Source organism: Desulfoscipio gibsoniae DSM 7213 (assembly GCF_000233715.2).
Classification (GTDB): Bacteria; Bacillota; Desulfotomaculia; order Desulfotomaculales; family Desulfallaceae; genus Sporotomaculum; species Sporotomaculum gibsoniae.
This window is the reverse complement of the sequence record NC_021184.1, coordinates 118,889-132,592: the sequence shown is the minus strand read 5'-3', so window position 1 is coordinate 132,592 and position 13,704 is coordinate 118,889. Positions and strand designations below refer to the sequence as shown.

Annotated in this window: 15 protein-coding genes; 1 reads left to right on the top strand and 14 read right to left on the bottom strand. The window is 47.1% G+C overall.

The window, feature by feature from the left end; genetic code table 11:
• Positions 1-18: 18 nt before the first annotated feature.
• From DESGI_RS00755 to DESGI_RS00740, 4 genes are all read right to left on the bottom strand, one after another.
• Complete coding sequence (locus tag DESGI_RS00755) at positions 19-912, bottom strand: Ppx/GppA phosphatase family protein (protein ID WP_006523232.1); 894 nt, start codon at positions 910-912, stop codon at positions 19-21.
• A 120-nt stretch (positions 913-1,032) separates the two neighbouring features.
• Positions 1,033-1,419 carry a S1 RNA-binding domain-containing protein gene (locus tag DESGI_RS00750; RefSeq protein WP_006523231.1) on the bottom strand — a complete coding sequence of 129 codons (387 nt, stop codon included), beginning with the start codon at positions 1,417-1,419 and terminating at the stop codon, positions 1,033-1,035.
• Between the two features lie 75 nt (positions 1,420-1,494).
• Positions 1,495-1,878 (bottom strand): FtsB family cell division protein, encoded by a 384-nt coding sequence (locus DESGI_RS00745; RefSeq protein ID WP_006523230.1) that lies wholly within the window; start codon positions 1,876-1,878, stop codon positions 1,495-1,497.
• A 281-nt stretch (positions 1,879-2,159) separates the two neighbouring features.
• The gene (locus DESGI_RS00740) at positions 2,160-2,444 is read right to left on the bottom strand and encodes a transcriptional regulator (RefSeq protein ID WP_006523229.1); all 285 of its coding nucleotides are present in this window, start codon (positions 2,442-2,444) and stop codon (positions 2,160-2,162) included.
• Positions 2,445-2,565: 121 nt separating this feature from the next.
• Between DESGI_RS00740 and DESGI_RS00735 the strand changes: the two genes are divergently transcribed.
• Positions 2,566-3,213 carry a stage II sporulation protein R gene (locus tag DESGI_RS00735; protein ID WP_006523228.1) on the top strand — a complete coding sequence of 216 codons (648 nt, stop codon included), beginning with the start codon at positions 2,566-2,568 and terminating at the stop codon, positions 3,211-3,213.
• Between the two features lie 120 nt (positions 3,214-3,333).
• Here DESGI_RS00735 and yabQ read toward each other — a convergent pair whose 3' ends face one another.
• The 10 genes from yabQ to mfd all read right to left on the bottom strand — a co-directional run bounded on the left by yabQ (position 3,334) and on the right by mfd (position 13,660).
• A complete protein-coding gene (gene yabQ, locus DESGI_RS00730) occupies positions 3,334-3,870 on the bottom strand; it encodes a spore cortex biosynthesis protein YabQ (RefSeq protein WP_006523227.1) in 537 nt (178 codons plus the stop codon).
• 40 nt (positions 3,871-3,910) lie between these two features.
• The gene (gene yabP, locus DESGI_RS00725) at positions 3,911-4,195 is read right to left on the bottom strand and encodes a sporulation protein YabP (RefSeq protein ID WP_006523226.1); all 285 of its coding nucleotides are present in this window, start codon (positions 4,193-4,195) and stop codon (positions 3,911-3,913) included.
• Positions 4,196-4,295: 100 nt separating this feature from the next.
• Positions 4,296-5,243 (bottom strand): SpoIID/LytB domain-containing protein, encoded by a 948-nt coding sequence (locus DESGI_RS00720; protein ID WP_006523225.1) that lies wholly within the window; start codon positions 5,241-5,243, stop codon positions 4,296-4,298.
• Between the two features lie 61 nt (positions 5,244-5,304).
• Positions 5,305-5,586, bottom strand: a complete 282-nt coding sequence (locus tag DESGI_RS00715; RefSeq protein WP_006523224.1) for a hypothetical protein — start codon at positions 5,584-5,586, stop codon at positions 5,305-5,307.
• A gap of 331 nt (positions 5,587-5,917) precedes the next feature.
• Entirely contained in the window at positions 5,918-6,181 is a 264-nt protein-coding gene (locus DESGI_RS00705; protein ID WP_006523223.1) for an RNA-binding S4 domain-containing protein, read from the bottom strand.
• 36 nt (positions 6,182-6,217) lie between these two features.
• Entirely contained in the window at positions 6,218-6,490 is a 273-nt protein-coding gene (locus tag DESGI_RS00700; RefSeq protein WP_006523221.1) for an HU family DNA-binding protein, read from the bottom strand.
• A gap of 118 nt (positions 6,491-6,608) precedes the next feature.
• Positions 6,609-8,090 (bottom strand): bifunctional methyltransferase/pyrophosphohydrolase YabN, encoded by a 1,482-nt coding sequence (gene yabN, locus DESGI_RS00695; protein WP_006523220.1) that lies wholly within the window; start codon positions 8,088-8,090, stop codon positions 6,609-6,611.
• A 156-nt stretch (positions 8,091-8,246) separates the two neighbouring features.
• Positions 8,247-8,807, bottom strand: a complete 561-nt coding sequence (gene spoVT, locus DESGI_RS00690) for a stage V sporulation protein T (protein ID WP_006523219.1) — start codon at positions 8,805-8,807, stop codon at positions 8,247-8,249.
• 132 nt (positions 8,808-8,939) lie between these two features.
• Positions 8,940-9,965, bottom strand: coding sequence for a peptidylprolyl isomerase (locus DESGI_RS00685; RefSeq protein ID WP_006523218.1), 1,026 nt, complete (start codon positions 9,963-9,965; stop codon positions 8,940-8,942).
• Between the two features lie 176 nt (positions 9,966-10,141).
• Entirely contained in the window at positions 10,142-13,660 is a 3,519-nt protein-coding gene (mfd, locus tag DESGI_RS00680) for a transcription-repair coupling factor (RefSeq protein WP_006523217.1), read from the bottom strand.
• Between the last annotated feature and the right edge of the window lie 44 nt (positions 13,661-13,704).

The following is a 13,704-nucleotide window of genomic DNA, read 5'->3' as shown; positions in this document are numbered from 1 at the left end:
TGTTATTTTATTCCATTTTTATTGTGACATTTTTTGCGTTTCAATATAAGCCTCTAGTATTAATCCGTTGAGTATATCGGCCTCACTCACCAACACACTCTCCAGGGCCAAGCCATGCAAAATAGTACTCAATATACGAGCGCCGGCAGGAATAATGTCGGCCCGCTGAGGCTGCAAACCCGGCAATTGCTTTCTCTTATTAATGGGAAGGCTACATAGTAACCGGTACAAATTATCAACAGCAGCAGCAGTCAAGCGATAGCCATGTATTTTTTCAGGGTCGTACCGGAGCATACCCTGGGCCATAGCTGCCAGGGTAGTTACCGTTCCACCCACCCCGATCACCTCGCCCGGGCTGTCCAACCCGATAAAGTGCAGCGTGTCACCAATAGCGTTTTGGATTTGCCCGCTACCATAACCGCCCTCGGTCATCCGTACGGCACCGGCGTTTACACTGATAAACCTGGTTTCACCGGCACAGCGCCAGATAAATTCCGTGCTGCCGCCCCCAATGTCAATTACCAGGGCATCCCGCACATCACCCAAAGCATTCGTCACTCCAAGGTAGCTCAGCCGGGCCTCCATGGGACCGGATAACACCCACAACTCCCGCCCGGTGGCGGAACGCACCGCAGAAGAAAAGTCCTCCCGATTAACGGCATCCCGTACTGCACTGGTGGCCGCCAGTACGATTTTTTCAACCCTGGCCCGCTCGGCCTGCCGCATGAACTTTGTAATTACGACCAGAGTCCTATCCATCGCAGCCTGCACCAGCCGCCCGCCCTGGATACCCTGCCCGAGACGGGTGGTTTTTAAATCCGTTATCACAGGACGCACTTCACCCTCCGATGATACTTCTGCCACCATTAACCGGGTGGAGTTTGTGCCCACATCGATTGCCGCAATCTTCATCAATAACCACCTACCGATGCAATTTACACTATCTGCATTATATTGAGGGTGCGATAAAAAAAGCACCTCCATCAGGAAATGCTTTTTTAAAAATATGATGATATTACCTATATTACCCGACTATGATCTCCGATTACCGCGACCACCACGCTTGGCATCTGCATTGCGACGCAGGCCCTGCTGTCTTTCCTCGCTGTCCTTTAGAAAACGGTTTAACTTTTCTTCAAATGAAACCTCAAACTTTTTACGAGGTGCCGGTCGGCGTCTGGCTGTCTCCACCGTTTGCTTTATGGATAACCCTATTTTGCCCTTGGGGTCTACGGAAATAACCTTAACTTTAACCAGGTCATTTATTTTCAGGAAATCGTTGATGTCCTTGACATATTCTTCGGCTATTTCCGAAATATGTACCAAACCGACTTCCCCATCCGGCAACTCAACAAAGGCGCCAAAATTTGTAATACCGGTTACTTTCCCTTCAACAATTTTTCCTGCTTGCACTGGCATAACCGCAAATATATCCTCCCATTACCGAATGGCTTGATTAATTATATCAAAGCCACAAGGCATGTCAAGCATCAATTAATCCTTTATTTCAGAATCCGGCGGCGTTTGCTGAGCTTCTTCCGATCCGGGCGGGACAGTTACTATTCTGGCCTCTCCAGGCTTTACCAAACCCAACTTTTCCCTGGCCACCTGTTCAATATAATCATCAGACTGCAGCCTTTCCAGTTGTTCATATAATCCAGCATTTTTATCCCGTAAATCTTTAATTTCTGTCTGCATATCTTCAAGATTGCGTTGCATGGCATATAGTTGGTCAAAGCGTGACCCCAGGGAAAAGGATATGTATAGCATCAACAAAACAATAATAATCACCGGCAATTTACTGCGGGAGAAGTTGAAATTTCTGCGGCGTTTAGTATCCTGGTTCGGCTCCCTCCGGGAAGCATCACTTATGGACATGATTTTCGCCCTCCTCGTCAACAAACAAAACATTCTATACCCGGCTGTAATTTCCTGCCTACCGGAATTTTTTTTAAGAGTCTGTTCGAAAAGTCCGCACGAATCCACTTCGATTTCTACGTTAGCTAGGCTTCTGTGCTGCTCACTTATTTCCGTATAGGCTCCGCCCCTCAAAGCTTTTGTCGCCTTGATAGGTGCCGGGTGTTGAAAGGTTGAAAATCAAAGATTTTCAACCTTTCAACACCCGGCACCAGCGGAGTGCATAAAAAAAGCCGGTATGTTTAACCGACTTTTCTTTCCGCCAGCAAGCTGACATATTCCTCACCTAATTTGGTAAGACTGCAAATTTTACTTTTACCTTCCGTAGATACATCCACCAACCCCAGGGCATATAACTGCATAATTACATGATCAAGTACAGCTCTTTTAACGCGGGAAAGCAATGATAAATCTTCTTTATTCATGTTACCTTCGTTAACCAGAGCCTCAAGCACCCGGTCCGCCTCTTCGGGCAACCGGTCACCTGCTTTAACCAAGTAATCCGCTAATGTTGTGGTACCAATCATTTATTTATTCCTCCTCCTTTATCTATATATATTGTTAACATTTTTTTCTTAATTAATAAGCGTTTATACTATAAAAATTTGGAAACAATATTATTAATCAATTAACAAAGCAGGTGATCGCGTGCATAAAAAAATCAGCATTCCTATAATCATCTTTTTACTATTAGCAAGCGCCGGGGGCTATTATATTTATGAGCAAAACCGCGCCAAACCGGCAAACTTGATCAGGCTGCACATTATAGCCAACAGCAATACCTTTTACGATCAAACACTTAAATACCAGGTAAAAGACCGTATCGTCTGTGAAATGACACCTGCTTTCAGCCAGGCCACCGACATCAATGAAGCCAGGCAAATTGCCGACGCCAATATAGAAACCATTCGGAGTATAGCCGAGGAGGAAATACAGCGCCGGGGGTTTGATTACCCGGTGCGGGTGGTAAGGGGAGATTATTATTTCCCGGCAAAAAAATACACTGTCCAGGAAAATAAACAAATAGCGTCTTTAACTTTACCCCCGGGACGATACGAAGCGGTGAGGGTAATTATAGGCTCTGGGGAGGGTGCCAACTGGTGGTGTGTGCTTTACCCTCCACTGTGCTTTGTAAATCTACAGCAGGCGGCCCCGCCCGTAATATTACCAACTGCGTCCGCTGCACAAGAAGAAAATATCGAAAAGATGCCTGAAAATAAAACCTCAAAAAGTAGAGAACCCAACATTAAATATCGCTTTCGGGTAATCGAGCTATTTAAAAAGACCCTCAATTGAGGGTCAGGCTTTAACTTTATTAAACTTTTTTCAATTAATACATATAACAGATAAATGAAGTCGTCAAAATGATATGATATAAGTCATGACATATTAACCGGTGAAATTCTTTCCGCTGCCTTACTTATGCCGCTTTAGTTTATTAATAACCCTGGAATACCATTTTCCCCACCGGTGATATAAAGACTTGATGGGCGCAGGTACCAGGCGCTTCAGGATATTAATGGCTATGCAACGTATTTTACCAAACGCTAAACTGAAAACTTTAAAGGGAAAAGTTAAAATAATATATAATATGCGAATGGGAAACAGTAGAATTATTACCAACCAATTAATTAATTTAATCAACCATTCTATGGTTTTTATTACCAACTTCCTCATCCGGTGCCTGCTTAAGCGGAAATAGAACACCGCACCTATACCCAAACCCATAAGCACAAAAAGACGCACTTCGCCTTGATTATACCGCAATAATAAAGCATAAACCAATATAGTTGCGCCAAACCAGTATAAAAAATCACCCAGCAATGTGCCCAATTTATTCAATCTTATAACATGACCGATACCGGCATAAACATCATATAAAAATCCCGCCAGTGCCCCGGTCAAAATGGTGTATAAAAAAACCATGAACTGACTGGTTACCGGCTCCGCCAAGATAATTACCTCCATGCCCGGACTGTCAACACGGGTCCTTTTACTTGAATATCCTGTTTAGCATGCCCTTGCCCCGGAACCCCCCGGCGGTTTTATTTTCTATATATTCTAAGGCGCAAATGCGCCCTTGCACCACCAAATTTCCATTTTCTAAATTTAACTGGGTAATATGCAGCCCTTCACCACGCAAGGTGAGAAAACCCATATTGGTGACCAGGCTGATTTCTTTTTCATTGAAATTCCCTACCTGCTCCACACCATCCAATACTAAATTTTTACGATCGGTTAGGACAATCCGGTTTATAAAATCCGATTTAATATCCATATTGTTTTTCACCTCCGTAGGCACGGTAAACCCTTGTTTTATATCTATGCCGTTAATCCATAATTATGCAAAAAAAGAAGCGATCCATTGGATCACTCCTTTAATCCCAAAGCTTTTGGATGTCAACATCACGGTAATAAAATTTAATGATTTCCTGGGGAGTTTTACCTTCCGAGGCCAATTTATTCGCTCCCCACTGGCACAGTCCCACACCGTGCCCGTACCCCTTGCCTTCCAGCACTAAATTATTGCCCTGCACCCGGGCACTGGAAATCAACGTTGATCGAACTTTATCGCTGCCTAAGGCCAGTCTCAAATCCGGGGCTCCCACCGTAGCAGATCCAACTTGTATCCTGGTCGCTCTTCCCGAAGGCCCCCTTTCCACAATGTCCACGGTAGTTATGTTTCCCGGATCTGTTCCGTTAATTTTCTGCACCGCTGCCCGCACTTGTTGCAAAGGTAATTCCACACGCCAGTATTGATTCTCGGGCACTGTAATTTCCAGGCAGCCATCCCGCGCTCCGGACTTGATATATGGTGTGGGCTCCTTAGTATAGGCCAGCCCCTCTTGTGCCGTGGCGGAAATGCCTCCATCACATGCCGAGAACCAACCCTTTACATAATCGCCGCGATAGGTAATTACCTGTCCCCTTGTAGAAGCTACAGCCTGGCGCACTTTATCATTTATTCGTGAGGGATCATAAGCCTGAAACTCCTCGATGTCGGTAGACGCGTCCGTTCCATGCAGTTCCTTAACTCGCCCCGCCTTAATATTTTCCATGGTGAAGGTGCGGGCCAGTATCGCCTGGGCAGCCAGGGCTTTTTCCGGCCAAGTAGGCTCCATCTCGGCTGCCACCACCCCGGCCAGATATTCTTCCAATTTAATATTCTTTTTTATGCCTTGCTCATTGATGTAAAGGCTAATGGTGGGTTCCTGATTGGGAGCTCCCGGAACTGGTTCCACCGGCTTTCGCTGTGGTTGATTAGTGCAACCCCATATCAACCCGGCTGAAACAAGAGCAACCAGTGCTATTTTAATTGCGCGCAAATACCATCCCTCCCGAAATTTTTTCTTATCTTTTGCGGGATGATATTAAAATATGCGCCTTTTATGATTGCTTATTGGGCCCCCTGGTAAAGTAATGCAGCACCCCTGTCAACCTGGCCGCGCCATTCGGCCTTACCCCACCGGCAAAAGACAGCTCTCGCAATCCTGCATGACCTGCTATCGACAATACCGGTTCCCATAGCCCACCCCAAATAGCCCGCAAATTACCATCCCGGCAAAGCAGCCAACCCGACTGCCTTAGTTTATACCAGATAACCCCGCGACGGGGCATTACTCCCCTAAAACTTTTCAACTTAACCTGTATCAGATCCATCCAAAACATTTGAACACCCCTCAATTTGATTTACATTTATTGTAAATACTACCATAGCTATGCAAACACCATTTTGGCTGGTAACGGGGTTTATAATATAAATAACACCTCAATGCTCATTGATAATACATTTTTCACTACCTTAGAATAAAAAACAGGCATTTGATTGGTGCCATTTGATTGGTGCCAGGTGTTGAAAGGTTGAAAATCAAAGATTTTCAACCTTTCAACACCTGGCACCAAAGCCCGAAAAGCCAGTTTACCCCAGATCCAGTTCCAGTTTGCCAAATCTAACAAAAATAAAAAAAAGGCCCCTTAGGACCTTTATTTTGATTGGTAATTAGTCATTACCCATATGCAAATCTTCTAAGATCACATATAAATCAGCAGCCTGCTTAGCGGGTACAGTTTCCCGCACAGTAATGATCTTAATTTTTAAACGTCGCTGCCCGAATGAAATTTCAACTACATCTTCCGGCTGCACATCCGCTCCCGCTTTAGCCACCCGGCCATTGACTTTTACCTGCTGCCGGTCACAGGCCTCTTTGGCTAACGTGCGCCTCTTAATTATCCGGGAAACCTTTAAAAACTTATCCAATCTCAATATAAAACAACTCAGTTCTAAATCATATTTTAGTGTTTATGAAACAGTTTCGCGCAAAGCTTTCCCGGCTTTGAATACCGGAACACGGGCAGCAGCGATATTAATTTCCTCGCCTGTTTGCGGGTTGCGTCCCTTGCGGGCGGCCCTTTCCCTGATTTCAAAAGTACCGAAGCCAACCAGTTGAACTTTATCGCCACTGGCCAATGCTTCCTCAATACTTGCCAGCACCGCACCCACAGCCTTTTCAGCATCTTTTTTGGTTAATTCGGACTTCTCGGCTACACTGGCAATCAGCTCTGCCTTATTCATATATACCCCCCTCAAGAAATTAAACTGATAAAAACGAAATTAGTCACTAAGCTATTCGTATTCGCTATTTATCCTTAGGTTCCTTCTTTGGAGTTAATTTTTACTACATTTTTTTCCTTCATATTTCTTTATTCTTGGCTTTTTCCCACAACTCATCCATCTCGGCCAGAGTCATGTCGGCAAGATTCAATCCCTGAACGGCGGCTTCTTTTTCCATCCACTTAAATCTACATATAAATTTATTAATTGTGGCCGTTAGAGCCACCTCGGGGTCAATGCCCGTTAATCTGGCTGTATTGACTACGGCAAATAGCATATCACCGGTCTCCAGTTCAATCCTATCCCGTTGTCCACTTGCCAGTGCTTCCTTCCACTCGACCAGTTCCTCATCAACTTTATCCAGCGCCCCCCGATAATCGGGCCAGTCAAAACCCACCCGGGCCGCCTTGGCCTGTATTTTATAAGAGCGTGGCATGGCTGGTAAGCCACGGGGTACCCCATCCAATACCGACTCCTTCTTTTTCGCACCACCATCCTTTTCACCTTGCTTAATGATTTCCCAATTAGCCAGCACTTCGTCGCTATTGTTAACCTGTATATTACCAAAAACATGTGGGTGACGGTGGATCATCTTTTGGCAAATGCCGCGCACCACATCATTAATGTCAAATAAACCGTTTTCCCGAGCTATTTGAGCATGGAACACTATCTGTAGTAATAAGTCTCCCAATTCTTCACAAATATTATACATATTTTCCTGCTGGATGGCCTCCAGCACTTCGTAAGTTTCCTCAAGCAAATAGGGTGTCAGAGTATGGTGATCCTGTTCCCGGTCCCACGGACACCCCCCCTCACCCCGCAACCGGCCCATAATGTCCACCAGCGGGTCCAGCGGAAAGTCAGCTTTCATACTGTCAGCTGCCCGGCTAATCGGCGGTATATATATACTAGTGAGATGATCCAGCCAATCAAGCCGGTCCATTTCAAACAGCGGCACATATTCAACCCTTTGTTCACCCGGCACACCAGCCGCACGGACAATAGCCACCAAGTGCTCCGCAGGGTACATTTCCAGCAAGGATAGTTTAACATCAGAAGCTACCAGTCGGCTATAAACCTGAACCATCACCACCCCCAACGCCGGGTTCAGCAAACAGCCGTCCAATTTAAGCCCATCAATAATCTGTATCCCTTGCACCGGATCTACTTTTAATACTGCATATAGCTCATCCAAAAAACTCATGGCCGGTAATACTTCTGTAGATATCCCCCTCTGCTCGGCCTTACGCATAATCATATCCACAGCTGTTTCGGCCACCAGCGGGTGGCCGGGCACGGCGTATACCACAGTCCCCTGCCCGGCGGCAGCCAGCACATCTTCTGCAATACGCCGGTAGACATCGTCAAAGCTATCCGCCTGCTCGTAGTACTTATCAAAGGTATCAAAGGCGATACCTTGTTCTTTAAGCCAATCGACTACGGGGTGCACCCCGGTGCGCAAAAAAAGACGCCGGGCACACTTTAATACCTCCAGGTTTACCGCAGGCAGAGCGTCCTGGCTGCCGGGTCCAAGTCCCACCACAATTACCTTAGTTGTCAATATTAAAAACCCCCTGAATAGTGATAACCTTACTGTTATTCTTACCAATTACGCGACACTTAACTGAAAATCCTTTTAGCAAAATAAAAAATCACCCCGGAGGATATTCCCCGGTTAATCACGCCCGGGACAAAAAAAAACGACCCTTTAGGGTCGTTATTGTTCCATTTGCTTGGCTAGAAAACCCGCCGCTGTTTCGGCCAGTTTTAATTCCAGTTCTCCCATGTTCACGTTTGGTTCACGAGAGGCAAGAATTACAGCACCAATGGGATCTCCCTCAGAAATAATCGGCGCAACAACCTCCGCCGTATACTTGCATTCACCGTCCTCAATAATCATACAATCCACATAATGCGGATCAATTCCCGGGTTATTAATAACCACAGCCTTACGTTCTTCCATAACCTTTTCTATGGCATTGCTTATCGGTTTATTTAAAAATTCCTTTTTAGGTGCTCCGGAAACAGCTATAATGGCATCCCGGTCAGCAATTAAGGATATGTGTCCCAGCGCTTCATGCAGCGAATCCGCATATTCTTTAGCAAAATCACCCAGCTCACCGATTGGCGAATATTTTTTTAGTATTACCTCGCCTTCCCGATCAACAAAAATCTCCAACGGATCGCCTTCGCGGATTCTAAGTGTCCGTCTTATTTCTTTTGGGATAACCACCCTACCGAGATCATCTATGCGACGCACTATACCCGTTGCCTTCATGGGTCGCCCTTCCCTCCTTTACCAGTGGATAATCACGATAAAACTTTCTATGATAGTATATAACCGAAGGGGGGCATTTATTCATTTTTTTCCAATACAAAGCAAATTTATTTTCACCTTACCAAGAAATGTCTATTCTTTTGTCGATTGATTTTCCTTTGCCGGAGCAGCTGACTCCTTGGCTAAATTGTTTACTATTTTTGCTTTATCACGCAGCTCTTGCATATATTCGCTTGCTTTCTTGTTAATTTTCTCATCGTGTAAACTAGCAGCTATTTGGTCCTTAACTTCGTCCAGTGTATGTGTTTTAGCGGGAATAATTTTGTCCAGCCGAATAATATGATAACCAAACGTCGTTTTGACAGGCTCTTTAGTATACTGGCCGTTCTCCTTCAGATTAAAAGCAGCGCTTTCAAATTCTTCAGCAAAACCGCTGCCCTTGCTAAAGGGCGGGTACTGACCACCGTTATCTTTGCTGCCCATGTCATCACTGTACTGTTTGGCTAATTCGCCAAAGTCGGCACCCGAGGCCACCTTGTCCACTACCTGCAGCGCCAGCACCTTGGCATCCATTTCTGAACGATCCTTACCGTTGGAATAATCGCCTACGCCTATTAAAATATGACTAACCTGCCGCTGTTCCGGGTCATTATACTGAGCACCGTTTTGGTCAAAGTATTCTTTTATCTCGGCCTCGGTTGGCTGGGGCACTTCTGCACTTATTTGCTCTACAAGTTTATTAACGGCCAGCTGTTGTTTAAGATCGTCCCTCAGTTGGGGTTCGTTTATTCCGTAGGCTGCCAAATATTTCTTAAATTCAGCTTCACCGCCCAACTGTTCTTTCGTTCCTTGAACCGCTTCTTCCACTTCTTTATCCGTAGGCATCAGGTCCAAACGTTTAATTTCGGCCATTGCCAAACGGCTGTCAATCAGCTGATTCAATACAACCTCTTCAATTTCTTTTGCCTGCTCACCTTCCAGGTTAAAACCTTGTTGGGCCAGACTATTCTTCCATTTGGTTACTTCTTCATCCAGTTCCTGGGATGTTATATCTTCACCGTTCACCGTAGCTACCACCTGACTGCCACCGCATCCCCCAAGAACAAGCGCTACCAGTAAAAGCGTCAAACTCATATAAAGAATACTATTTTTACGCAAAATTTATCTCCTCCCTTAATAATAGCCGCATACATGAGCGGCAACAATACACTTAATTATATAGCAAAGGAACGTGCCCGACAATAGCATGGCCCGGCGTCCTTATAAACACAATTTGGGCCATCTGCTACAAAGCCGGTTATTTGGGCAGGCTATTGCCGGCATCCTTATAATGCTTAATCAGCCAGCTTTTTCAAAAATCTTTCCAACTCATCCAGCTGCTCAGCGGGCGAGCGCCCGGCCTCACGTATTTTATAACGAATCTCAAAGTCACCATCTGCGTTACTAAATTTTACTTTATTGCGATAACGCTCTCCCACCGCTACCAGCTTTTCTCCGTTGAGGGCATGTCCTGGAGCAAAAGTCAGGCGGTAGAAACCCTGCTGTTTGTTAACAGATTTTATCTTTAAATGTCCGGCCATAACCCTGATCCGTGATACCTTTAGCAGGTTCTGCACCTCCCGGGGTAAATCGCCAAAACGGTCCACCAATTCTTCTTCCAGGTCGGCAATGGTGCTTACCCGTTGTAAAGAGGCAATACGCCGATACATTTCTACCTTTTGATTGGCGTCTGCAATATATTGGTTTGGTATATAGGCCTCCACAGGAAGTTCCACCACGGTTTCCACCGGTTGTTCCTCCTGCTGTCCCCGGGCCTCCCGCACCGCCTCCTCCAACAGCCGGCAGTATAAATCAAAGCCCACTGCAGCAATATGGCCGTGCTGTTCCGCCCCCAGCAAGTTACCGGCGCCTCTGATTTCCAGGTCACGCATAGCAATTTTGTAACCTGAACCAAATTCAGTGAATTCCCTGATGGCCGCCAATCTTTTTTCGGCCACCTCGTTCAAAACCCTGTCCTTACGAAAGGTAAGGTAAGCATAGGCCAGGCGGTTGGCACGGCCTACCCGGCCGCGCAACTGATAAAGCTGAGCCAGTCCAAAGTTATTAGCTTCTCTAATAATTAACGTATTAACATTAGGAATGTCCAAACCACTTTCTATGATGGTGGTACATAACAGCACATCATAGTCCCCATCAATAAAGTCAAGCATAATTTGTTCCAACTCTTCCTCCCGCATCTGCCCGTGGGCGGTGATAATGCGTGCTTCGGGCACCAATCCCTTGATCCACATAGCTACGTTATCCAGGTCAGCCACCCGGTTATGCACATAAAACACCTGGCCGTCCCGGCCCAGCTCCCGCCGGATGGCCTCCCGGATCAGCAGCGGGTCTTCCTCCAACACATAGGTCTGCACCGGAAACCTGTTTTCCGGCGGCGTCTCCAGCAAACTGGTGTCGCGCACCCCTACCAGCGACATATGCAATGTGCGGGGAATGGGCGTGGCAGTCAGGGTCAAAACATCCACGCTGGTGCGCAATTTTTTCAGCTTTTCCTTGTGTGACACTCCAAAGCGCTGTTCTTCGTCCACCACCAATAAACCCAGGTCTTTGAATATAATATCTTCCTGCACCAGCCGGTGAGTACCAATGACTATGTCTATGCGCCCTTCTTTAAGAGCCTGAACAATCTGGCGCTGTTCCCGTGGCGTTCGGAAACGGCTGAGCATCTCTACCGTCACAGGGTAACCTGCAAAACGTTCCCGGAAGGTATTATAATGCTGCTGGGCCAGTATGGTGGTTGGCACCAGCACAGCCACCTGCTTGCTTTCCATTACCGCTTTAAATGCTGCCCGCAGCGCCACCTCGGTTTTGCCATAACCCACATCGCCGCAAAGCAGCCGGTCCATTGGCCGCGGGCTCTCCATATCCCGCTTGGCATCATTTACGGCCCGCAGCTGGTCGGGTGTTTCTTCATAGGGAAAGACACCTTCAAATTCCTTCTGCCACACTGTATCCGACCCAAAGGCATATCCCCGTACTGTTTCCCGGGCAGCATAAAGGGCTAATAGCTCCTGTGCCATATCCCGCACCGCTTCCCGAACCCGGCTCTTCACCCGGTTCCATTCCGCGCCGCCCAGTTTAGAAAGCCGCGGACTGTCAGCCTCGGCACCCAGGTATTTTTGCAGCAGTGACACCTGGTCTGTGGGCACATACAACTTATCTTCGGCTGCGTATTTAATTAATAAATATTCCTTGCGAATACCCCCGATATCCAGCGGCACAATACCCAGGTAGCGCCCAATGCCGTGGTTGACATGCACCACGTAGTCCCCAGCCTTTAAATCAGTAAAGGGCTCCAGCCGGTTGCCCGCCTCCCGGAATTGCTCCCGCTTTTTACGCTTGCGCTGTCCGAATATTTCCCCCTCGGTGATCACCACCAGCCTGGCATTGACCAGCTCAAAACCCCCGGTAAGTTGGCCGTGGCTAATCACCACATTGCCTGGCTTCACCTCCCGGTCCAGGGATGATACATAAAAAACGTCTACCTTTTCATCCCTGAGTGCGTCCAGCAAGTGGCGCCCCCTGTCCTGCCCCGTTACCAGAAGCACCACAGCATTAGCGTTGCGGCGCCATTGCCTTATCTCGTCAGCAAGAATATCAGTGTGGCCCAGGAAACTATGCATTGATTTAGCAGTGAAATTAATTATATTTTGCGGGCGGATAAACGGTGCCTGGCGGGGCATAAAAGAAAAATATACCGCCCGCCGGGCGGTGATGCCTTCATATAACTCTTCCCAGTTCAGGTAACACTTGACCTGGCCCGGCAGCACCTTACCCCTGGTCAGAAGGTCGGCGTATGTCTCGGCTCGCTCCCTCTGAATACTATGCACTACTTCCCTGATCTTTAACGGCTCATCCATCAACACAGGTGTTCCCCGGGGAAGATAATCCAGTAGACTTACCGGGCGGGGGTAGAAATACGGTATAAATTGTTCTAACCCCATAAAATAAACACCGTTATTCAGCATATCCAACAAATGTCCAAAGTGCTCTTGGAAAAAGCCAAGCGCTGCGTGATCACCGGATTTGGCCAGTTTGCGCTGTCCAATCCGGTACTCCGCCTGAACAGCGCTGTATCCCATGGCCCATATTTTCTGGCTGGCCACCATCTCCCTCGCGGGGAAAACGGCAAGCCGTTCGATTTTTTTATCGGAACGCTGTGACTCCACATCAAACAGGCGTATGGAATCAACTTCATCATCAAAGAATTCCAATCTCGCAGGCACAGCAGATGTCATGGGAAAAACGTCCACAATGCCGCCGCGCATACTAAATTGTCCTGCCCTTTCTACCAAATCGACTCTTTCATAGCCCATGGCTACAAGGCGCTGTCCCAGTTCACCAGTATCCTGCCGGTTACCAATAACTAATTCAAAACCAGCACCCGCAAACACATCCGGCGGGCTTAACCGGCTCATCAGCGCCTCCACCGGCGCCACAATAATCATTGGTTCAGACCGGCATAAACCTTCCAGCACCCCCAAACGGGCAACCGTCACCTCCATACCATGTGCCAACACCTGGTAGGGTAGCTGTTCATTGACGGGGAATTGCACCACTCTCATTTGCGGCAGCAACGCGGTTAAATCATCCGCCACTTGCCCGGCTTCCACCTCACCCGGGGTAACAACCAGTGCAGTTGGGTAACCCGCGTTAACCAGCGCCGCGATCAACAGGTTGCGCTGGGCACCCGTTAGTCCAAACACCTGCTGCTGGCTCCGGTTGGCAGCTAAAACCTTCACCAGACCAGCATATTCTGTGGTATCTTTAATTAATTTCAACAAACCTTGCATTTAAGATCACCAGCCATAACAAGGCATCACAAAAAAAGCTTTAG